This window comes from Streptomyces sp. NBC_01463 (assembly GCA_036227345.1).
GTDB lineage: Bacteria > Actinomycetota > Actinomycetes > Streptomycetales > Streptomycetaceae > Streptomyces.
Map to the genome: position 1 here is coordinate 1,424,271 of CP109468.1, position 20,680 is coordinate 1,444,950.

The 20,680-nt window shown below is 71.5% G+C and carries 16 protein-coding genes; 7 read left to right on the plus strand and 9 right to left on the minus strand.

Going from position 1 to position 20,680, the window contains the following annotated elements; translation table 11 throughout:
* Positions 1 to 191 precede the first annotated feature (191 nt).
* The 8 genes from OG521_06130 to OG521_06165 all read right to left on the minus strand — a co-directional run bounded on the left by OG521_06130 (position 192) and on the right by OG521_06165 (position 9,501).
* The gene (locus tag OG521_06130; GenBank protein ID WUW20389.1) at positions 192 to 1,199 is read right to left on the minus strand and encodes a sugar phosphate isomerase/epimerase; all 1,008 of its coding nucleotides are present in this window, start codon (positions 1,197 to 1,199) and stop codon (positions 192 to 194) included.
* Positions 1,200 to 1,211: 12 nt separating this feature from the next.
* Positions 1,212 to 2,450, minus strand: a complete 1,239-nt coding sequence (locus OG521_06135) for a Gfo/Idh/MocA family oxidoreductase (protein WUW20390.1) — start codon at positions 2,448 to 2,450, stop codon at positions 1,212 to 1,214.
* 68 nt (positions 2,451 to 2,518) lie between these two features.
* Positions 2,519 to 3,559 (minus strand): substrate-binding domain-containing protein, encoded by a 1,041-nt coding sequence (locus tag OG521_06140; protein WUW20391.1) that lies wholly within the window; start codon positions 3,557 to 3,559, stop codon positions 2,519 to 2,521.
* 75 nt (positions 3,560 to 3,634) lie between these two features.
* The gene (locus tag OG521_06145) at positions 3,635 to 4,684 is read right to left on the minus strand and encodes an ABC transporter permease (GenBank protein WUW20392.1); all 1,050 of its coding nucleotides are present in this window, start codon (positions 4,682 to 4,684) and stop codon (positions 3,635 to 3,637) included.
* Positions 4,681 to 6,213 carry a sugar ABC transporter ATP-binding protein gene (locus OG521_06150; GenBank protein WUW20393.1) on the minus strand — a complete coding sequence of 511 codons (1,533 nt, stop codon included), beginning with the start codon at positions 6,211 to 6,213 and terminating at the stop codon, positions 4,681 to 4,683. Before OG521_06150 ends, OG521_06145 begins: the two co-directional genes overlap by 4 nt.
* Positions 6,214 to 6,385: 172 nt before the next feature.
* Positions 6,386 to 7,567 carry an ROK family transcriptional regulator gene (locus OG521_06155; GenBank protein WUW20394.1) on the minus strand — a complete coding sequence of 394 codons (1,182 nt, stop codon included), beginning with the start codon at positions 7,565 to 7,567 and terminating at the stop codon, positions 6,386 to 6,388.
* Between the two features lie 241 nt (positions 7,568 to 7,808).
* The gene (locus OG521_06160) at positions 7,809 to 8,486 is read right to left on the minus strand and encodes a GntR family transcriptional regulator (protein WUW20395.1); all 678 of its coding nucleotides are present in this window, start codon (positions 8,484 to 8,486) and stop codon (positions 7,809 to 7,811) included.
* Positions 8,487 to 8,550: 64 nt separating this feature from the next.
* Entirely contained in the window at positions 8,551 to 9,501 is a 951-nt protein-coding gene (locus OG521_06165) for a ketoacyl-ACP synthase III (GenBank protein ID WUW20396.1), read from the minus strand.
* A gap of 269 nt (positions 9,502 to 9,770) precedes the next feature.
* On the opposite strand from OG521_06165, the gene OG521_06170 reads away from it, so the two are divergent.
* From OG521_06170 to fdhD, 5 genes are read left to right on the plus strand one after another with little or no spacing between them, the layout of a single operon-like run.
* The gene (locus OG521_06170; protein ID WUW20397.1) at positions 9,771 to 10,769 is read left to right on the plus strand and encodes a 2-dehydropantoate 2-reductase; all 999 of its coding nucleotides are present in this window, start codon (positions 9,771 to 9,773) and stop codon (positions 10,767 to 10,769) included.
* Positions 10,766 to 12,703, plus strand: a complete 1,938-nt coding sequence (locus OG521_06175; GenBank protein WUW20398.1) for a molybdopterin-dependent oxidoreductase — start codon at positions 10,766 to 10,768, stop codon at positions 12,701 to 12,703. Before OG521_06170 ends, OG521_06175 begins: the two co-directional genes overlap by 4 nt.
* The gene (locus OG521_06180; GenBank protein ID WUW20399.1) at positions 12,694 to 14,655 is read left to right on the plus strand and encodes an NAD(P)H-dependent oxidoreductase subunit E; all 1,962 of its coding nucleotides are present in this window, start codon (positions 12,694 to 12,696) and stop codon (positions 14,653 to 14,655) included. The genes OG521_06175 and OG521_06180 overlap by 10 nt, the downstream gene beginning before the upstream one ends.
* A complete protein-coding gene (locus tag OG521_06185) occupies positions 14,652 to 15,512 on the plus strand; it encodes a 2Fe-2S iron-sulfur cluster-binding protein (protein ID WUW20400.1) in 861 nt (286 codons plus the stop codon). The genes OG521_06180 and OG521_06185 overlap by 4 nt, the downstream gene beginning before the upstream one ends.
* Positions 15,513 to 15,517: 5 nt before the next feature.
* Entirely contained in the window at positions 15,518 to 16,366 is an 849-nt protein-coding gene (gene fdhD, locus OG521_06190) for a formate dehydrogenase accessory sulfurtransferase FdhD (GenBank protein WUW20401.1), read from the plus strand.
* A gap of 66 nt (positions 16,367 to 16,432) precedes the next feature.
* On the opposite strand, the gene OG521_06195 is transcribed toward fdhD, so the two are convergent.
* The gene (locus OG521_06195; protein ID WUW20402.1) at positions 16,433 to 17,461 is read right to left on the minus strand and encodes a bile acid:sodium symporter; all 1,029 of its coding nucleotides are present in this window, start codon (positions 17,459 to 17,461) and stop codon (positions 16,433 to 16,435) included.
* 118 nt (positions 17,462 to 17,579) lie between these two features.
* On the opposite strand from OG521_06195, the gene OG521_06200 reads away from it, so the two are divergent.
* Together OG521_06200 and OG521_06205 are read left to right on the plus strand one after the other, a co-directional pair.
* The gene (locus OG521_06200; protein WUW20403.1) at positions 17,580 to 18,482 is read left to right on the plus strand and encodes a LysR substrate-binding domain-containing protein; all 903 of its coding nucleotides are present in this window, start codon (positions 17,580 to 17,582) and stop codon (positions 18,480 to 18,482) included.
* Positions 18,483 to 18,827: 345 nt separating this feature from the next.
* Positions 18,828 to 20,627: a long-chain fatty acid--CoA ligase gene (locus OG521_06205; protein ID WUW20404.1), complete on the plus strand. Its 1,800-nt coding sequence runs from the start codon at positions 18,828 to 18,830 to the stop codon at positions 20,625 to 20,627.
* The last annotated feature ends 53 nt before the right edge of the window (positions 20,628 to 20,680 follow it).

Sequence of the window (20,680 nt, forward strand, 5' to 3'; positions counted from 1 at the left end):
GTCCGGGACGGAAAGCCCTTGTGCAGCAGTGTTGTTGAACTTCTTCCTTGCCCAGGACAAAGAGGGACGTGGGCAGGAGGGAGCGGCCCGGCGGCGTCCACGGTGCCGCCGGGCACCTTCGAGCCCCTCCGGCGATTGAGGAGCGGGGGTGCGGGGGCGGAGCCCCCGGGAGGGGCCGCGCCCCCGGCGCCTCAGTCCTTGCCGCCGCCGAACGCCGCGTCGAACGACGCGCTCGGCGGGTCGAAATCGAACCGCTTCAGGGACGTCAGCGCCTCCGGCGCCCCCGCCAGCCGGTCCATGCCCGCGTCCTCCCACTCCACGGACACCGGCCCCTCGTACCCGATGGACCGCAGCATCCGGAACACGTCCTCCCAGGGCACGTCCCCGTGCCCCGCCGAGACGAAGTCCCAGCCGCGGCGCGGATCGCCCCACGGCAGGTGGGAGCCGAGCCGGCCGTTGCGCCCGTCCAGGCGCTTGCGCGCCTCCTTGCAGTCCACGTGGTAGATCCGGTCCCGGAAGTCGTACAGGAAGCCGACCGGGTCCAGGTCCTGCCACACGAAGTGGCTCGGGTCGAAGTTCAGCCCGAACGCCGGCCGGTGGTCCACCGCCTCCAGCGCGCGGTGCGTGGTCCAGTAGTCGTACGCGATCTCGCTGGGGTGGACCTCGTGGGCGAACCGCACCCCCTCGGCGTCGAAGACGTCCAGGATCGGGTTCCAGCGCTCCGCGAAGTCCTCGTACCCCCGCTCGATCATGTGCGGCGGGACCGGCGGGAACATCGCGACGAGATGCCAGATCGACGAGCCGGTGAAGCCGATGACCGTGTCGACGCCGAAGGCGGCGGCGGCCCGTGCGGTGTTCTTGATCTCCTCCGCGGCCCGCCGGCGCACCCCCTCGGGCTCCCCGTCCCCCCAGATCCGGGCGGGCAGGATGCCCTGGTGGCGCTCGTCGATCGGGCTGTCGCAGACGGCCTGGCCGACCAGGTGGTTGGAGACCGCCCAGCACTTCAGCCCGTACTTGTCGAGCAGCTGGTGCCGGCTCTCCAGGTAGCCGGGGTCGGCCAGGGCCTTGTCCACCTCGAAGTGGTCGCCCCAGCAGGCCAGTTCGAGGCCGTCGTAGCCGAAGTCACGGGCGTACCGGCAGACCTCCTCCAGGGGCAGATCGGCCCACTGGCCGGTGAAGAGGGTGAAGGGACGGGGCATGCGCAGGACCTCCTAGAGCTGTACGGGCGTGAGTACGGAGTTCTTCGCGGCGCTCTCCTCCACCGCCGCGAGCACCCGCTGCACCTGCAGCCCGTCGGCGAACGACGGTATGGGCGGCGCTCCTTCGGCGATCGTCCGTACCACGTCGCGGGCCTGGTGGATGAACGTGTGCTCGTAGCCGAGCGCGTGGCCCGGCGGCCACCAGGCCTCCAGGTACGGATGCTCGGGCTCGGTGACCAGGATGCGCCGGAAGCCGGCCGTGGTGGCGGGCTCGGTGTGGTCGTGGAAGGACAGCTCGTTGAGCCGTTCCAGGTCGAAGGCGAGCGAGCCGCGCTCCCCGTTGATCTCCAGCCGGAGCGCGTTCTTGCGTCCGGCCGCCATCCGGGTCGCCTCGAAGGACGCCAGGGCGCCCGAGGCGAGCCGTCCGGTGAACACGGCCGCGTCGTCGACCGTCACCGTGCCGAGCTCCCCCGCGGCGGCGACCCCGCCGAGGCCTCCCGAGGGGCCGGCGAGCAGCGGGCGCTCCCGGACGAAGGTCTCGCTCATCGCGGAGACCCCCACCAGCAGCTCCCCCGCCAGGTACTGCGCGAGGTCCACGATGTGCGCCCCGAGGTCACCGAGCGCGCCGGAGCCCGCGCGGTCCTTCTTCAGCCGCCAGGTGAGCGGTGACTCGGGGTCCACCAGCCAGTCCTGGAGGTAGGTGGCCCGCACGTGCCGCAGCGTGCCGATCCGGCCCTCGGCGATCAGCTTCCGCGCGTACGTGATGGCGGGCACCTTGCGGTAGTTGAAGCCGACCATCGCGATCTGGCCCCGGGCGGAGGCCCGCTCCGCCGCCTCGGCCATGGCCTCCGCCTCCGCGACCGTGTTGGCGAGCGGCTTCTCGCACAGCACGTGCTTGCCCGCCTCCAGAGCCGCGATGGCGATCTCCGCATGGCTGTCGCCGGGGGTGCAGATGTCGACGAGCTGGACGTCGTCCCGGGCGATCAGGGCCTGCCAGTCGGTCTCGGCCGCCGCCCAGCCGAGCCGGTCCGCGGCGGCCTCGACCGCCGGCCGGTCGCGTCCGCAGATCGCGGCGAGAGCCGGCCTCATCGGCAGCTCGAAGACATGGCCCGCGGTGCGCCATCCCTGCGAGTGGGCGGCGCCCATGAACGCGTATCCGACCATGCCGACCCCGAGCGTCGGTGCGCTCGCCATCGGCCGGTACGTCGGCGGCGCGGCCGCCTCCTGCTCCGTCTCTTCCCTACGGGCCATCCGGGCTTCCTCCTCATCGGTGGTTCGGTGGGTGCGGCAGGAGGGTCAGCACCCTCCTGCGGGGCGGCTCAGTTGAAGCCCGTCGGCAGGTACTGGTCGATGTTGTCCTTGGTGACCACGGCCGAGTACAGGGTGAGGTTGGTCGGGATCTCCAGCTCGGCGAGTCCGGACACCCCCTTGGCCTGGCCGAGCGCACGGGCCAGGTCGATGGCCGATGCCGCCATGGTCGGCGGGTAGAGGACCGTGGCCTTCAGCACGCTGTTGCCGGCCTTGATGGCGTCCATCGCGGACTTGGCCCCGGCACCGCCGACCATCAGGAACTCGTCGCGGCCGGCCTGCTGGATGGCGCGGAGCGCGCCCACGCCCTGGTCGTCGTCGTGGTTCCACAGGGCGTCGAACTTCTTCTGCGCCTGGAGGAGCTGGGCCATCTTCGCCTGGCCGGACTCGACGGTGAAGTCGGCCGCCTGACGGGCCACCAGCTCGATGTTGGAGTAGTTCTTCAGCGCGTCGGCGAAGCCCTTGCTGCGCTGCTTGGTCAGCTCCAGGTTGTCGATGCCTGCGAGCTCGACGACCTTGGCGTTCGGCTTGTCCTTGAGCTGCTCGCCGATGTACGTACCGGCGTTGAGGCCCATGCCGTAGTTGTCGCCGCCGACCCAGCAGCGGTAGGCCTGCGGGGAGGCGAAGATGCGGTCCAGGTTGATGACGGGGATGCCCGCCCGCATGGCCTCCAGGCCGACCTGGGTGAGCGCCTTGCCGTCGGCCGGGAGGATGACGAGGACGTCGACCTTCTTGTTGATGAGGGTCTTGACCTGGCCGATCTGGGCGGCGGTGTCGTTGGAGCCCTCGGTGGTCTCCAGGGTCACCTCGGAGTACTTCTTCGCCCGCGACTTGGCGTTCTCGTTGATCGCGTTGAGCCAGCCGTGGTCGGCCTGCGGTCCCGCGAAGCCGATGGTGACGGGCTTGCCCGGCTTGTCGTCGGCGGCCGGGGCGTTGCTCTGGGAGGCGGTGTCCTTCTCCTTGGGCTCGTTGCTGGTGCAGGCGGTCAGCAGAGCGCCCGCGGAGACGGCGGCGGTCCCGAAGAGGAGTCCTCTGCGGCTGGTTTCTGGCATGGCTGTCAAACCCTTCATCCGATGTGCGGCGTGGGATGCGTAACAAGCGGGGGTCGAACGGGTGGAGACGGAGGGTCAGGTCTCTCCGTGGGCCGACGTCCGGCGCTGGACGAGGACGGCGGCGACGATGATCGCGCCCTTGGCGATCTGCTGGACGTCGGTCTGCAGGTTGTTGAGCGCGAAGATGTTGGTGATCGTGGTGAAGACGAGGACACCCAGCACGGAGCCGACGATGGTGCCGCGGCCGCCGGTGAGCAGGGTGCCGCCGATGATCGCGGCGGCGATGGCGTCGAGCTCGTACAGGTTGCCGTTGGTGTTCTGGCCGGAACCGGACAGGATGATCAGCATGAAGGCGGCGATGCCGCAGCAGAGTCCGGACAGCAGGTAGAGGTAGAGCCGCTGCCTGCGCACGTCGATGCCGGCCAGCCGGGCCGCTTCCGCGTTGCCGCCGACGGCGACCGTGCGGCGGCCGAAGGTCGTCCGGTTGAGCACCAGCCAGCCGACGACGGTGACCACGGCGAACATCATGACCAGCGGCGGGATGCCGAGGACGTACGCGTCGGGCAGGCCCAGGTCGAGGACCGACTTGACGGTGACGATCTGCGTCTTGCCGTCGGTGATGTGGAGGGCCAGACCGCGGGCGGACGCGAGCATGGCCAGCGTCGCGATGAACGGCACCAGCCTGCCGTACGCGATCAGCACCCCGTTGACGAGTCCGGCGCCGAGGCCGACCAGGACGGCGGTGAAGAGGATGCCCGCGAAGCCGAAGTCCTGGGTGGCGAGCGTCGTCGCCCAGACGGAGGCGAGGGCGACCATGGCGCCGACGGAGAGGTCGATGCCCCCGCTGATGATGACGAAGGTCATGCCGACGGTGACGACACCGATGACGGACGACTGGGTCAGGATCAGCTGGAGGTTCCCGGTGTCCAGGAACGCGTCGGGCTCGGTGATGCCGCCGACGACTATGAGCGCGGCGAGGACGCCGAGCAGCGAGAGGTTGCGGACGTCCGCGCGCAGCCCGAAGGCTCGCGGGGATCCGTCCTTCTTCGGGGACGCGGGGACGGACACGGGCGCGGCGCCCTTGTCCGGCCCGCTCTGCTGCGCCGATGAGACGGGCTGCGTCATGACGTCGGGCTCCCTTCCATCACGAGGTCGAGTACGCGGTGCTCGTCGAGCTCCCTGGCGTCCGCCGTGTGCACGACGCGACCCTCACGGAGGACGAGCACCCGGTCGGCGAGGCCCAGGACTTCGGGCACTTCGCTGGAGACGAGCAGAACGGCGAGGCCTTCGTCGGCCAGCCGGCGGATCACGGCGTAGAGCTCGGCGCGGGCGCCGACGTCCACTCCGCGGGTCGGTTCGTCGAGCAGCAGCACCCGGCAGCCGCGCAGCAGCCAGCGGGCGAGGACCGCCTTCTGCTGGTTGCCGCCGGACAGGGTGCGGACGGGGGTGTCCGGGTTGTCGGGGCGCAGGGAGAGTTCGCGGGTGGCGGCGCGGGCCGCCTTCCGCTCTGCTCCCCGGTCGACCCAACCACCCCTGGAGAAGCGGGACATGGTGGAGACGGAGACGTTACGGGTGACGGATTCGAGCATCAGCAGGGCCTGCGCCTTGCGTTCCTCGGGGGCGAGGCCGATGCCGGCGGCGACGGCGGCGCGCACACTGCCGGGCCGCAGCGGCTTGCCCGCGACCGTGACCCGGCCGGCGGTGGCCTTGCGGGCGCCGTAGATGGTCTCCAGGATCTCGGAGCGCCCGGAGCCGACGAGTCCGGCGAGGCCGACGATCTCGCCGGGCCTGAGCTCCAGGTCGACCGGGTCGAACTCGCCCTGCCTGGTGAGCCCTTGGACCGTGAGGACCGGGGGCTGCCCGGGCCGGGCGTCCTCGGGGGTGCCCTCGGGGCGGGGCGGGAAGACGTACTCGACGTTGCGGCCGGTCATCATGGCAACGATGTCGCGCGTCGGTGTGGACTCGGCGGGGAGTCCGACGGCGACGGCCCGGCCGTCCTTGAGGACGGTCACCCGGTCGCCGATCCGGCGGATCTCCTCCAGGCGGTGCGAGATGTAGACGACTGCGACGCCGTCCGCGGTGAGCGAGGCGACGATCCGGAAGAGGTTGTCGACCTCGTCGGGGTCGAGGGCGGCGGACGGTTCGTCCATCACGATGAGGCGCACGTCGTGGGAGAGCGCCCGGGCCATCGAGACGATCTGCTGCTGGGCCGCGGAGAGTTCGCCGACCGCGCGGCCGGGGTCGATCTCCGGGTGGCCGAGCCGCTTCAGCAGCGCGGCGGCGGCCGTGCGGCCCCGGTGGGTGCGGACGACGAAGCCGGCGCTGGTGGGCTCGTGGCCCAGGAAGACGTTCTCGGCGACCGACAGGCTCTCGACCAGGTCGAGTTCCTGGTAGATGGTGGCGATCCCCAGGCGCATCGCGGTGATCGGCGACTTGAGCACGGCCGGTTCGCCGCGCCAGGTGATCTGGCCGTCGTCGGGCTGGTGGGCCCCGGCGAGCACCTTGATGAGGGTGGACTTGCCGGCGCCGTTCTGACCGAGGAGGCAGTGGACTTCGCCGGCCTGGACCTCCAGGTCCACGCCGTCGAGGGCGCGCACGCCGGGGAAGGACTTGGTGATTCCGGACATGGTGAGCAGCGGTGGTTCTGGAGCCATGACAAATCCCCTCGGCGGGTGGGGTTTTTCCCCTGCGCGGGCGAGTCCGCGAGCAGGGGGGAAGGGCCGGTGAGCGGGCAGGGCGCAGTGCGGTCCCGGGGATGTTCCCCGGACCCCGGCCTGGGGCGCGGGGGCGGTGCCTTCGGTGCTGGCCGGGTGGCTTCGAGAAGGGTCAGGCGGGTGAGAAGAGGTGGTCGCTGATGAGCCTGGCCGCGCCGATCACTCCGGCGGCGGGTCCGAGTTCGCCCAGCACGATGGGGAGGTTGCCGGTGGCCAGCGGCAGTGACTGCCGGTAGACCTGGGTCCGGACGCTGGCCAGCAGCGTGTGGCCCAGTCCGGTCACCCCGCCGCCGATCACCACCAGACCGGGGTTGAAGAAGCTGACGAGTCCGGCGATGACCTGTCCGACCCGGTTGCCGCCTTCGCGGATCAGGTCGAGCGAGGTGGGGTCGCCCGCGGCCGCGGCGGCGGCCACGTCGACGGCGGTGAGTTTCCCGGACGCCTCCAGCCGGGCCGCGAGCTCCGTGGACTGACCGGCGCGTGCCGCGTCCTCGGCGTCGCGGGCCAGGGCGGCGCCGCTGAAGTGTGCTTCCAGGCAGCCCCGGTTGCCGCAGGCGCAGGGGCGGCCGTCGGGTTCGACCTGGATGTGGCCGATGTCGCCGGCGCTGCCCGTCGTACCGCGGTGGACCTCGCCGCCGACGACGATGCCGCAGCCGATGCCGGTACCGATCTTGACGCAGAGGAAGTCGCCCACGGAGCGGGCGACGCCCGCGTGCTGCTCCCCCATCGCCATGAGGTTCACGTCGTTGTCGACCATGACGGGGCAGCCCAGTTCCTGGCTGAGCGCCTCGCGGACCGGGAAGCCGTCCCAGCCGGGCATGATCGGCGGTGCGACCGGGATGCCTTCGGGGAAGCGGACCGGTCCCGGTACGCCGATGCCGGCGCCGTCGAATCCTTCGGCGAGCCCGGAGGCCCGGAGCTTGGCCGCCATGGACAGCACCTGCTCGAAGATGGCGACGGGGCCTTCGCGTACGTCCATGGGGTGGTTGAGGTGGCCCAGGACCTCCAGCTCCGCGTTGGTGACCGCCACGTCGACCGAGGTGGCGCCGATGTCGACGCCGAGGAAGCGCAGTGCCGGGGCGAGCCGGATGTTGTGCGAGCGACGCCCGCCGCGGGATGCGGCGAGTCCGTCGGCCACGACAAGGCCGGTCTCCAGCAGTCTGTCCACCTCGACGGCGAGCTTGGAGCGGGAGAGATCGACCTGATCCCCCAGCTGTGCCCGTGAGTTGGGCCCGCCGTCGCGCAACAGCCGAAGCAGTCGCGCCTGATGCGCATTCGCGGGTCGTGCCGTCATTCGTCTCACGCGCCCCTCCCCGCCACATCGGCCTGTCCGTCGGGCTTTGGAGGGGAACGTAGCAGCGGTTGCCGGGAGTGGGAAGAAGTTGCGCAGGAATCCACCGCAACTTTCTCCACCCCGAGGACAAAGAGGGGGTGGAAGGGGTGCGGAGCGGACGTCCGGGCGCGCGGAAAAGCCCCCGATCGCCGGTGGTCCGATGCCTCAGCCGGCGTTCGAGGGCGGGGGGAGCGGGCCCGGATCAGCTTTCGTCGCGCTGGTGGTACGTCTGCCGGGTGTGCTCCGTGTGCGCCCGCATGATCGCGGTCGCCCGCTGTTCGTCGCGCGAGGAGATGGCGGCGATCAGGGAGCGGTGCTCGATCCAGGACTGCGTGCCGCGCTGCCGGGCGACGGGGGTGTAGTACCAGCGGACCCGGCGGTCCACCTGCCCGGCCAGTTCGGAGAGGACGACGTTGCCCGCCAGCTCCATGACCTTGGCGTGGAAGGCGGCGTTGGTCGCCACCGCCAGGTCCACGTCGTCGTCGGCGACGGCCTGCTCCCCCTTGGCGCAGAGCTCCTCCAGGGCGGCGATGCCCGAGGTGCCGGAGTTGGCGGCGGCGAGACGGGCAGCCTCGGCCTCCAGGAGCGTACGGACCGAGAGGAGCTGGTCCGCCTCCTCCTCCGTGGGTTCGTGGACGAACGCACCCTGGGCGGGCCGCAGATCGACCCATCCCTCGGTGTTGAGCCGCTGCAACGCCTCGCGGACCGGCTGCCGGGACACACCGAGGTGTCCGGCCAGCTCGCTCTCGACCAGATGCTGGCCGGGGCGGAGCGCCCGGGTAGTGATGAGTTCGAGCAGCGCCTCGTAGACGCGCTCGCGCAGTGGCCCGGGCCGTTCCAGCTTCGGCACGGCCCCCTGCGGCAGTCCTGTGGACAACATCGCGGTCCCCCTCCGGGCGACGAGCAATTGCTTATCGTCTACAGTCTACCGAGCGCAAGGCCCCTCAGGGACAGCGGATCACCTGTCCCGCGTAACTGAGGTTCCCGCCGAAGCCGAAGAGCAGGGCCGGGGCGCCCGTGGCGACCTCGCCGCGCTCCACCAGCTTGGACAGGGCCATCGGGATCGAGGCCGCGGACGTATTGCCCGAATCCACCACATCCCGCGCGATGACCGCGTTGACGGCGCCGATCTTCCTGGCGACGGGTTCGATGATCCTCAGATTGGCCTGGTGCAGCACCACCGCCGCGAGGTCCTCGGGGGTGACCCCGGCCTTCTCGCACACCTTGCGCGCGATGGGCGGCAGCTGGGTGGTGGCCCAGCGGTAGACGGACTGCCCCTCCTGGGCGAAGCGCGGCGGCGTCCCCTCGATCCGCACCGCGTCCCCCATCCCCGGCACGGACCCCCACAGCACCGGCCCGATGCCGGGCCTGCCCCCGGTACCGGAGTCGGCGACCACGACGGCCGCACCGGCACCGTCGCCCATCAGCACACAGCTGGTGCGGTCGGTCCAGTCGACGATGTCGCCCATCTTGTCGGCGCCGATCACCAGCGCACGGGTGGCCGCGCCAGCCCGGAGGGCGTGGTCGGCGGTGGCGAGGGCGTGCGTGAACCCGGAACACACCACGTTGATGTCCATCACCGCGGGCGAGGTCATGCCGAGCCGGGCGGCGACGCGGGCCGACATGCTCGGGGACCGGTCGATCGCGGTGGAGGTGGCGACCAGGACCAGGTCGATGTCGGCGGGCTGCAGGCCGGCTGCGGCGAGCGCCTTGGCCGCCGCGTGCGCGGCCAGCTCGTCCACCGGCTCGTCGGGGCCGCCGAGGTGGCGGGTCTTGATGCCGACCCTGCTGGTGATCCACTCGTCGCTGGTGTCGACCATGGCCGCCAGATCGTCGTTCGTGAGCACCTTGGCGGGCTGATAGTGGCCGAGCGCCACGACACGTGAGCCGGTCATATTCAGGTTCCCCTCGCTACTTATGGCAGGAACCATCCAGTCTTGGTCGCTACCGCCCGGTACAGGGGCACGTGATCCCACAGGATTCCCGGCCGGGGGTTGGAGGCTTGACAACAGCCTTGACCCTCCGGACCGCATACTGTAGACAATATTCTGTCGACGTTACAGGGTTTCCTGTCTCCTCCGTCTTCTGCTCCTTCTCCTCCTCCCGCACATCCGCACTGCTTCCCGCTCCCGCCTCGCTCGGTCACCTACCGAACGGAGAGCCCGTGAAAGTCGCAGTTGTCGGTGCCGGCGCGATCGGCGCCTATGTCGGGGCCGCGCTCCACCGCGCCGGCGCCGAGGTCCATCTCATCGCCCGCGGGCCGCACCTGGCCGCCATGCGCCGCGACGGCGTACGGGTCCTCAGTCCGCGCGGCGACTTCACCGCACGCCCCTCGGCCACCGACGACCCGTCGGAGGTCGGGCCCGTCGACTTCGTGTTCCTCGGCCTCAAGGCCAACTCGTACGCGGCGTCGGGTCCCCTGGTCCACCCGCTGCTGCACGACCGCACCGCGGTCGTCGCCGCACAGAACGGCATCCCGTGGTGGTACTTCCACGGGCTCGCGGGCCCGCACGCCGGACGCCGCATCAACAGTGTGGACCCGGCCGGCGCGGTCAGCTCCACGCTGCCGCCCGAGCGGGCCATCGGCTGCGTCGTCTACGCGGCGACGGAGATCGAGGCACCGGGCGTCGTCCGCCATCTCGAAGGTACCCGGTTCTCCATCGGGGAGCCCGGCCGGACCGTGTCGCGGCGCTGCCACGACTTCAGCGAGGCCATGGTCGCGGGCGGGCTCAAGTGTCCCGTCGAGACGGATCTGCGCAAGGACATCTGGATCAAGCTGATCGGCAACATCTCGTTCAACCCGATCAGCGCCCTGTCCCGGGCCACGATGGGCCAGATCTGCCGCCACCCGGACACCCGCGCGCTCGTCGAGTCGATGATGCGCGAGACCCTCGGCGTCGCGGCCGCGGTCGGCTGCCGCCCGGAGATCTCCGTGGAGCGGCGCATCGCGGGCGCCGAGCGCGTCGGCGACCACAAGACCTCCACCCTCCAGGACCTGGAGAAGGGCAAACCCCTCGAACTCGACGTACTCCTCGCGGCCGTCGTCGAACTGGCCGATCTGACCGGGCTGCCCGTCCCGACGCTGCGCGCCGTGCACGCGCTCGCCGATCTCCTCGCCACCACCTCCTCGGCCGCCACGGCCCCAGCAGGGAGCGCACCATGAACAACGACCGCAAGAGGCGCGAGCGCAAGCAGTACGAGCGGCTGACGCACCCGCTGGTCCGGGACGCGAACGGCGTGCTGCGGCGGGCGAGCTGGGACGAGGCGCTGGACCGCGCGGCTGCCGGGTTCCGGCAGGCCCGGCGGGCGCAGGGCCCCGATGCCTTCGCGATGCTGTCCTGCGCCCGGGCGACGAACGAGATGAACTACGTGGCGCAGAAGTTCACCCGCGTGGTGATGGGCACCAACAACGTGGACTCCTGCAACCGGACCTGTCACGCCCCCAGCGTCGCCGGTCTCTCCGCCGCCTTCGGCTCGGGCGGCGGCACCTCCTCGTACGAGGAGGTCGAGCACACCGATCTGATCGTGATGTGGGGCTCCAACGCCCGCTTCGCGCACCCGATCTTCTTCCAGCACGTGCTGAAGGGCATCCGCAACGGCGCGCGCATGCACGTCGTCGATCCGCGCCGCACCTCGACGGCCCAGTGGGCGGAGAGCTGGCTCGGCCTGAACGTGGGGACGGACATCCCGCTCGCCCATGCCATCGGCCGCGAGATCATCCACGCCGGGCTGGTCAACCGGGCGTTCGTGGACCGCGCGACGACGGGCTTCGACGCGTACGCGGCGCTCGTCGAGCCGTGGACGCTGTCGGCCGCCGAGCAGGTGACCGGAGTGCCTGCCGAGGCAGTCCGCGATCTCGCGCACGCCTACGCCACCGCCGAACGGGCCCAGCTGTGCTGGACCCTGGGCATCACCGAGCACCACAACGGCACCGACAACGTCCGGGCGCTGATCAACCTCTCGATGCTCACCGGCCACGTCGGCCGGTACGGCTCCGGCGTCCAGCCGCTGCGCGGGCAGAACAACGTGCAGGGCGGCGGCGACATGGGCGCCATCCCCAACAAGCTGCCCGGCTTCCAGGACATCCTGGACCCGGCGTCCCGGCGGAAGTTCGAACGCTCCTGGGACACCGTCATCCAGCCCCGCCCCGGCAAGACGCTCACCGAGATGTTCGAGTCGATGGAGAGCGGCGAACTGCGCGCGATCTACTGCATCGGCGAGAACCCGGCCCAGTCCGAGGCCGACAGCGAGCAGGCCGTGCGACGGCTGAAGGCCCTGGACCATCTGGTGGTCCAGGACATCTTCCTCACGAAGACAGCCGAACTCGCCGACGTCGTCCTGCCCGCGACGGCCGCCTGGGCCGAGACGGACGGCACGACGACCAACAGCGAACGGCGGGTCCAGCGCGTACGGGCGGCCCTCACCCCGCCGGGCGAGGCCCGCGAGGACATCGACATCATCTGCGCACTGGCCCGGCTCCTCGGCCACGACTGGAAGTTCACCGACTCCGAGGCGGTGTGGAACGAACTGCGCTCGCTCTCCCCGGACCACTTCGGGATGACGTATGACCGCCTGGAGGAGCACCAGGGGCTGCAATGGCCCTGCCCCGACCCGGAGAAGCTGCCGTCGAGCTTCCTGCACGCCCGGCTGTGGGAGACCGACCCGGTACGCCGCGGCCCGGCCGCGCCCTTCGGTCTCGTCCAGCACGATCCGCCGGTCGACCTCACCGACGACGTGTACCCGCTGCGCCTGACGACGGGCCGCCGCCTCGACTCGTACAACACCGGTGTGCAGAGCGGTGGTTACGCGTCCCCCCTGCGGCGCGGCGAGTACATCGAACTGTGCCCCGAGGACGCGGTCGCCCACGGGGTCACGACCGGCGAGGAGGTGCGGGTGTCGTCGCGCCGGGGCAGCGTGACCGCTCCGGTGTGGATCGATCCGGGGCTGCGGCCGGGGCTCGCCTTCATGACGATGCACTTCCCGGACGAGGTCGACACCAACGCGCTGACGATCGAGGCGAACTGCCCGATCGCCGGTACCGCCGAGTTCAAGGCCTCCGCCGTCCGGATCGAGAAGCTGGTGCCCTCATGGACCTGAAACACACCGACGCCGCCCCCACGGACGCCGAACGGGAGGCCGTGGACAGCCTGCTGGGTCCGCCGCCGTCCGGCTGGGAGGGCGGCACCACCCGGAGCGACGAGGACCTGCGGTGGGCGCGGGGCGGCGCATCGGCCGCGAAGGACCGACGCGACCAGCTGCTGCCCGCCCTGCACGCGGTGAACGACCGGATCGGCTGGATCAGCGAGGGCGCGCTCGGCTACCTCTGCCGCCGGCTGACGGTGGCCCCGGCGGAGGCGTACGGCGTCGCGACGTTCTACGCCATGTTCTCGCTGCGTCCCCGCCCGCCGAAGGTCCTCCACGTCTGTACGGACCTGGCGTGCGCGGCCCGCGGCTCGGCGGCCCTCTGCGCGGACCTGACGAGGGACTTCGCCCCGGCGGGAACGGCGACGGAGGGCGCGACCTGGCAGGAGAGCCCCTGCCTGGGCCTGTGCGAGAGGGCCCCGGCGGCACTGCTGATCCAGGCGGGCGAACAACCGCGGTCAGCCCGCCCGGCCGATCCGGCCCGTCCGGCGTTCGAGGACCGGGGGCCCGGGGGCGGAGCCCACGGGTACGGGAGGGGGCGGGAAGGGGAACAGCGCGCGGCAGGCGCCCCCCACCGCACCGCGGTCATCGCCCCCGCCACCCCGGCCGCCCTCACCCACGCGATCCGCTCCCCCGAGCACACCCCGCCCCAGCCCCCACCCGAGACCGCCGTCCCCCAGACGGGCAGCCCCGGCCTCGTCCTCCTCAAGCGCATCGGCACCACGGACCCCGCCTCCCTCGACGCGTACCGCGCGAGCGGCGGCTACACCGCGCTGCGCCGCGCCTTCGCCCTCGGCCCCGCGGGCGTCATCCGCGAGGTCCTGGACGCCGGGCTCGTCGGCCGGGGCGGTGCCGCGTTCCCGACCGGCCGCAAGTGGGAGGCCACCGCCGGGCAGCCCGACACCCCGCACTACCTCGTCTGCAACGCGGACGAGAGCGAGCCGGGCACCTTCAAGGACCGGGTGCTGATGGAGGGCGACCCGTACGCCCTCGTCGAGGCGATGACGGTGGCCGGCTACGCCACCGGCGCCCGGCAGGGTTTCGTCTATCTGCGCGGCGAGTACCCCCGGGCGTACGAGCGCCTGAGCCACGCCCTGGAGACCGCCCGCACCCGGGGCCTGCTCGGCCCGGACATCCTCGGCCAGGGGTACGCCTTCGACATCGAGATCCGGCGGGGCGCGGGCGCGTACATCTGCGGTGAGGAGACCGCGATCTTCAACTCGATCGAGGGGCAGCGCGGCGAACCGCGGTCCAAGCCCCCGTTCCCGGTGGAGAAGGGCCTCTTCGGCAAGCCGACCGCCGTCAACAACGTCGAGACGCTGGTCAACGTCCTGCCCGTCCTGGAGCACGGCGCCGCCGCCTACGCGGCCACCGGCACCGGCACGTCCACCGGCACGAAGCTGTTCTGCGTATCGGGGCAGGTGGCCGCGCCGGGGGTCTACGAGCTGCCGTTCGGCGCGAGCCTGCGGGAGCTGCTGGAACTCGCGGGCCCGCCGCAGGACCTGCGGGCGGTGCTGCTCGGCGGCGCGGCGGGCGGCTTCGTGCGCCCCGACGAGCTGGACATCCCGCTCACCTTCGAGGGGACGCGGGCCGCCGGTACGACACTCGGTTCGGGCGTCGTCCTGGTCCTGGACGGTTCGGTCGAGCTGCCCCGCATCCTGCTCCGGATCGCCGAGTTCTTCCGCGACGAGTCGTGCGGGCAGTGCGTGCCCTGCCGGATCGGGACGGTGCGCCAGGAGGAGGCGCTGCACCGGATCAAGGACCGTACGGGCGCCGCGGCCGCCGACGACATCGCGCTGATGCGCGAGGTCGGGCAGGCGATGCGCGATGCCTCGATCTGCGGTCTGGGACAGACCGCGTGGAATGCCGTCGAGTCCGCCATCGACCGTCTGGGGGTCTACAAGTGACCGCTGTTCCGCTGCGACTGCCGCGCCGGCTGATCGAGTTCACGCTCGACGGCCAGGAGACCCGGGTGCCCGAGGGTTCGACGATCCTGGAGGCGTGCCGGGCCGCGGGCAAGGACATCCCGACGCTGTGCCAGGGCGACACGCTCACCCCGAAGAACGCCTGCCGGGTCTGTGTCGTCGAGGTGGCGGGCGCCCGCACCCTCGCCCCGGCGTGCTCGCGCCGGGCCGAGGCGGGCATGACGGTGCTGACCGGCAGCGAGCGGGCCCGGCACAGCCGCAAGGTGGTCCTGGAGCTGCTCGCCTCGGCCACGGATCTGTCGACGACGCCGCGGGCCGACGAATGGATCAAGGAGTACGAGGCGAAGCCCGCCCGCTTCGGCGCCGGCGCGGCGCGCGTCAACGAGGAGCCGAAGGTCGACAACGACCTGTACGTCCGGGACTACGACAAGTGCATCCAGTGCTACAAGTGCGTCGACGCGTGCGGCGAGCAGTGGCAGAACACGTTCGCCATCGCGGTCGCGGGCCGGGGCTTCGACGCACGTATCTCCACCGAGCACGACGTGCCGCTCACCGATTCCGCGTGTGTCTACTGCGGCAACTGCATCGAGGTGTGCCCGACCGGCGCACTGTCCTTCAAGAGCGAGTTCGACATGCGGGCGGCCGGGACCTGGGACGAGCGGGCCCAGACGGAGACCACCACGGTCTGCGCCTACTGCGGCGTCGGCTGCAACATCACCCTCCATGTGCAGGAGAATGAGATCGTCAAGGTCACCTCGCCGCACGACAGCCCGGTGACCCACGGCAACCTCTGCATCAAGGGCCGTTTCGGCTTCCAACACGTACAGAATCGGGTCTGACTGTCATGGGACGGGTCACCGAGCGCCGCCACACCATCCGTATCCGGGACGGGTCCGTCTCCACCCGCCCGGACACCCTCGTCGCCGAGGAACCGCTGGAGATCCGGCTGAACGGCAAGCCGCTCGCCATCACGATGCGCACCCCGGGCGACGACTTCGCGCTGGCGGCCGGCTTCCTGGTGAGCGAGGGCGTGATCGGTGCGGGCCCCGAGGTGCAGTCGATCGTGTACTGCGCCGGGGCGACGGCCGACGGGGTGAACACGTACAACGTGGTGGACGTGCGGCTCGCACCCGGTGTCGAGGTCCCCGACATCACGCTGGAGCGCAACGTCTACACGACGTCCTCCTGCGGACTGTGCGGCAAGGCGAGCCTGGACGCGGTGCGCACCACGACCCGGCACCCGGTCGCCGACACTCCCCCGGTCCGGGTCGGGCCCGAGTTGCTGGCCGCGCTCCCCGACCGGTTGCGCGCCGCGCAGCGGGTCTTCGACCGGACCGGGGGGCTGCACGCGGCCGCGCTGTTCTCCGAGACGGGCGAGCTGATCGACATCCGGGAGGACGTGGGCCGGCACAACGCGGTCGACAAGCTGGTCGGCCGGGCGCTGACGGACGGCCGGCTGCCGCTGTCCCGGGCGATCCTGCTGGTCTCGGGCCGGGCGTCGTTCGAGCTCGCGCAGAAGGCCGTGATGGCCGGCATCCCGATGCTGGCGGCCGTGTCGGCGCCGTCGTCCCTCGCGGTCGACCTGGCGGCCGAGACCGGCCTGACCCTGGTCGGCTTCCTGCGGGGGCCTTCCATGAACGTGTACGCGGGAGAGCACCGCATCGCTCTGGAGGCGACGGCCGTACAGGGCTGAGGCGCCCCTCCCGCTGCACGGGTGAGGGGTCCGGCCGGCGGGGAGCGCCCCCTGCGCCGGCCGGCCTCAGCCCACCTGCGCGGCCTCCCGCGCGACCCCGGCGCCGTCCGTGAACGCCTCCTGCGGGTCGCGGGCGCGCCGCTTCGCGATCACCGCGCACACCATGAGCTGCATCTGGTGGAAGAGCATCAGCGGCAGCACGGCGAGGCTCGCCTGCGCGCCGAACAGGACGCTGGCCATCGGGAGCCCCGAGGCGAGGCTCTTCTTGGAGCCGGCGAACTGGATGGCGATGCGGTCCGCGCGGCCGAAGCCGAGCCGCTTCGCCCCGTACCAGCTCACCGCGAGCATCAGCGCGAGCAGCACCGCCTCGGCGGCGAGCAGCGCGCCGAGCCGGGCCGGGGTGACCTGGTGCCAGATGCCGGCGACCATGCCCTCGCTGAACGCGGTGTAGACGACGAGCAGGATCGAGCCGCGGTCGACGTAGCCGAGGACCTTCTTGTGCCGGGCGATGAAGCCGCCGATCCAGCGGCGCAGCAGTTGTCCGGCGACGAACGGCAGCAGCAACTGGACGCCGATCCTCAGCAGTGCGTCGGCGGAGAAGCCGCCGCCGCTGTTGCCGAGGAGCGCGGCCGCCAGCAGCGGGGTGATGAAGATGCCCGCGATCGAGGAGAAGGATCCGGCACAGATCGCGGCGGGAACGTTGCCGCGGGCGATCGAGGTGAAGGCGATGGACGACTGGATCGTCGAGGGGACGAGGCAGAGGAAGAGGAAGCCGCTCTGCAGCTGCGGCGTCAGCACGTACGGCACGAGTCCCCCACTCGCCAGTCCCAGCAGCGGGAACACGACGAACGTGCAGGCCAGGACGGTGAGGTGGAGCCGCCAGTGCTTGAGTCCTTCGAGCGCCTCGGCGGTGGAGAGCCGCGCGCCGTAGAGGAAGAAGAGGAACGCGACCGCCCCGGTGGACGCCCCGCCCGCCACGTCCGCGGCCGCGCCGGAGGCCGGCAGCAGCGCCGCGAGCACGACGGTGCCGATCAACGCCAGGATGTACGGGTCGATCGGCAGCCAGGACGGCAACTGCAGGGTGCGGCGGCTCATGTGCTCCACGTGTTCTCTCGTTCATGGTCGTGCCCTCCCCATCCTGCTCCCGATCCGCCCCATCGGGAATCCGGTATACCGCTCTGACTGTCATCACGGATCGCGATAGCCTTTCCGCATGTACGACCCCGCGCAGCTGCGCACCTTCCTCGCCGTCGCCCAGACGCTGAGCTTCACCGCGGCCGCCCGCCGGCTCGGGGTGCGGCAGTCCACGGTCAGCCAGCACGTGCGGCGGCTGGAGGACGCCACCGGGCGTCAGCTGTTCACCCGGGACACGCACCGGGTCGATCTCACGGTGGACGGCGAGGCGATGCTCGGCTTCGCCCGGACGATCCTGGAGGCCCACGAGCGGGCGTCGGCCTTCTTCACCGGGACCCGGCTGCGCGGGCGGCTGCGCTTCGGGGCGTCGGAGGACTTCGTGCTGACCCGGCTGCCGGAGATCCTCCAGTCGTTCCGCCGGGACCATCCGGAGGTCGAGCTGGAGCTGACCGTGGAGCTGTCGGGGACGCTGCACCAGCGGCTGGCGGCCGGCCGGCTCGACCTGGTGCTAGCCAAGCGGCGGACCGGGGACACCCACGGGGAGCTGGTCTGGCAGGACGCGCTGGTCTGGATCGGTGCGCCGAGGCTGCGGATCGATCCGGACCGTCCGGTGCCGCTGATCCTGTTCCCGCCGCCGGGCATCACCCGGGCCCGGGCGCTGGAGGTGCTGGAGGAACAGGGCCGTTCCTGGCGGGTGGCGTGCACGAGCGGCAGCCTCAGCGGGCTGGTCGCGGCCGCTCACGCGGGGCTCGGCGTGATGGCGCACAGCCGCGGCCTGGTGCCCCCGGGGCTGGCCCCGGTGACGGCGCGGGCGGGGCTGCCGGACCTCGGCGACGTGGACTTCGTGCTGCTGCACGGCCGCCGGCGGGACGGTGCGCAGCAGGCCGCGGACGCGCTGGCGGCGGCGATCCTGGCGGGCGGCGACCGGCTGATCCGTCCGCCGCGCGGAATCGGTCCGATCAGTGCGCGGGACCGCGCATGACGGGCTGCGGGGCGGGGGAGAATAGGCGGTACGCGGCGGCCCCCGGCGGTCCGGCCCGGCCCGGCAGGTCCAGACAGATGCGGACCGATCCCCCGTACCCGTACAGAACCCGGTGATCGCGGCGTACAGATTCGGTGGAGATTCCCGCGCGAGCTACTTACTCCTTGGTCAGAAGCACGCCCGGGCCTTGCCCATCTGGCCGGATTTCAGCACCTGACCAGTGCAGATGCCACCTGGTCCGGACACCTCCGGGCTCTCCCGCGGCGGCGTCCGGTGGGGTAGCGTCACGGCGCTGTGCGGAGCGCCACAAGGAGCAGGTCATTGCGTGAGTTCACTGTCCCACCCATGGCGGCCGCGCCCCACGTAGGCGGGCTCGCGGATGTCGTGTTCGACTACGCCGAGGAGGATCCGCACCGGGTCGCGCTCGGCCGGAAAGACACGGACGGCCGTTGGCGGGACGTCACATCGGCGACGTTCCGCGACGAGGTGCTGGCACTGGCCAAGGGGCTGATCGCACACGGGGTGCGGTTCGGCGACCGGGTCGCCCTGATGTCCCGCACCCGGTACGAGTGGACCCTCTTCGACTTCGCCCTGTGGGCGGTCGGCGCGCAGTCCGTACCGGTCTATCCGACGTCCTCGGCCGAGCAGGTCCTGTGGATGCTGCACGACGCCGAGGTGTCGGCCGTGATGGTCGAGCACGAGGACCACGCGATGACGATCGCCTCGGTGATCGACCGGCTGCCGCAGCTGAAGCGGCTGTGGCAGCTGGACGCCGACGCGGTGACGGAACTGGTCGAGGCCGGCGCCCATGTCGAGGACGAGGTCGTGCACCGGCACCGGCGCGCGGTGACGCCCGACTCGGTGGCGACCGTCATCTACACCTCGGGCACGACGGGACGCCCGAAGGGCTGTGTGATCACGCACGCCAACTTCATGTTCGAGACGGAGACGATGGCCTCCCGCTGGGAGTCGGTCTTCCACTCGAAGCCGGGTGACGAGGCCTCGACGCTGCTCTTCCTCCCGCTGGCGCACGTCTTCGGGCGGATGGTGGAGGTCACGGCGATCCGCGGCCGGGTGAAGCTGGGCCATCAGCCGGAGCTGTCGGCGAAGGCGCTGATGCCGGACCTGGTGACGTTCCGGCCCACGTTCATCCTGGCGGTGCCGTACATCTTCGAGAAGGTCTTCAACGGTGCCCGGCGCAAGGCCGAGGCGGAGGGCCGGGTCGGCCCGTTCGACAAGGCCGTGGACATCGCGGTGAAGTACGCGGAGGCGATGGAGGCCCGGGCGTTCGGCACGGGCCCCGGTCCGTCGGCCGGGCTGCGGATGCAGCACCAGTTCTTCGAGAAGGTCGTGTACAAGAAGGTCCGCGAGGCGATGGGCGGCCGGATCCGGCACGCCATGTCCGGCGGCTCCGGCATGGAGCGGCAGCTCGGGCTGTTCTTCGCGGGTGCGGGCGTGACCGTGTACGAGGGGTACGGGCTGACCGAGTCGACGGCCGCGGCCACCGCGAATCCGCCGGAGCGCACCCGGTACGGCACGGTGGGGCAGCCGATCCCCGGCACGACCGTGCACATCGCCGAGGACGGCGAGATCTGGGTGTACGGGCGCAACGTGTTCTCCGGGTACCTGGGCGACCCGAAGTCCACCGACGCGGTGCTGAACGACGGCTGGCTGTCCACCGGGGACATCGGGGCGCTGGACGAGGACGGCTATCTGACGATCACCGGCCGGAAGAAGGAGATCCTGGTGACGTCCGGCGGCAAGAGCGTCTCGCCGGCCGGTCTGGAGGAGCGGGTGCGGGCGCATCCGCTGGTGGCGCAGTGCATCGTGGTCGGTAACGACCGGCCGTACATCGCGGCCCTGGTCACCGTGGACCAGGAGTCCGTGGAGCACTGGCTCGCCATGCAGGGCCGCCAGCCGATGTCCCCGGGCGACCTGGTGCGGGACCCGGATCTGGAGATGGAGGTCCGGCGGGCGGTGGTGGCCGCGAACACGGCGGTCTCGCAGGCCGAGTCGATCCGTACGTTCCGGATCCTGGCCCACCAGTTCACCGAGGAGCACGGTCTGCTGACTCCGTCGCTGAAGCTGAAGCGCAAGGCGATCGAGACGGCGTACGCGGCCGAGGTGGACGCGCTCTACCGCTGATCCGCCCCGCTTCCGCGCCCGGCGCGCCGGACGTGCCGCTCCGGCGGGGCCCG

Bases quoted from the DNA above. Each gene is read 5' to 3' on its own strand.
- OG521_06160 (WUW20395.1), bottom strand. From the start codon at position 8,486: ATGTTGTCCACAGGACTGCCGCAGGGGGCCGTGCCGAAGCTGGAACGG.
- fdhD (WUW20401.1), top strand. From the start codon at position 15,518: ATGGGACGGGTCACCGAGCGCCGCCACACCATCCGTATCCGGGACGGG.
- OG521_06130 (WUW20389.1), bottom strand. From the start codon at position 1,199: ATGCCCCGTCCCTTCACCCTCTTCACCGGCCAGTGGGCCGATCTGCCC.
- OG521_06180 (WUW20399.1), top strand. From the start codon at position 12,694: ATGGACCTGAAACACACCGACGCCGCCCCCACGGACGCCGAACGGGAG.
- OG521_06145 (WUW20392.1), bottom strand. From the start codon at position 4,684: ATGACGCAGCCCGTCTCATCGGCGCAGCAGAGCGGGCCGGACAAGGGC.
- OG521_06165 (WUW20396.1), bottom strand. From the start codon at position 9,501: ATGACCGGCTCACGTGTCGTGGCGCTCGGCCACTATCAGCCCGCCAAG.
- OG521_06195 (WUW20402.1), bottom strand. From the start codon at position 17,461: ATGAGCCGCCGCACCCTGCAGTTGCCGTCCTGGCTGCCGATCGACCCG.
- OG521_06155 (WUW20394.1), bottom strand. From the start codon at position 7,567: ATGACGGCACGACCCGCGAATGCGCATCAGGCGCGACTGCTTCGGCTG.
- OG521_06140 (WUW20391.1), bottom strand. From the start codon at position 3,559: ATGCCAGAAACCAGCCGCAGAGGACTCCTCTTCGGGACCGCCGCCGTC.
- OG521_06135 (WUW20390.1), bottom strand. From the start codon at position 2,450: ATGGCCCGTAGGGAAGAGACGGAGCAGGAGGCGGCCGCGCCGCCGACG.
- OG521_06200 (WUW20403.1), top strand. From the start codon at position 17,580: ATGTACGACCCCGCGCAGCTGCGCACCTTCCTCGCCGTCGCCCAGACG.
- OG521_06175 (WUW20398.1), top strand. From the start codon at position 10,766: ATGAACAACGACCGCAAGAGGCGCGAGCGCAAGCAGTACGAGCGGCTG.
- OG521_06150 (WUW20393.1), bottom strand. From the start codon at position 6,213: ATGGCTCCAGAACCACCGCTGCTCACCATGTCCGGAATCACCAAGTCC.
- OG521_06205 (WUW20404.1), top strand. From the start codon at position 18,828: ATGGCGGCCGCGCCCCACGTAGGCGGGCTCGCGGATGTCGTGTTCGAC.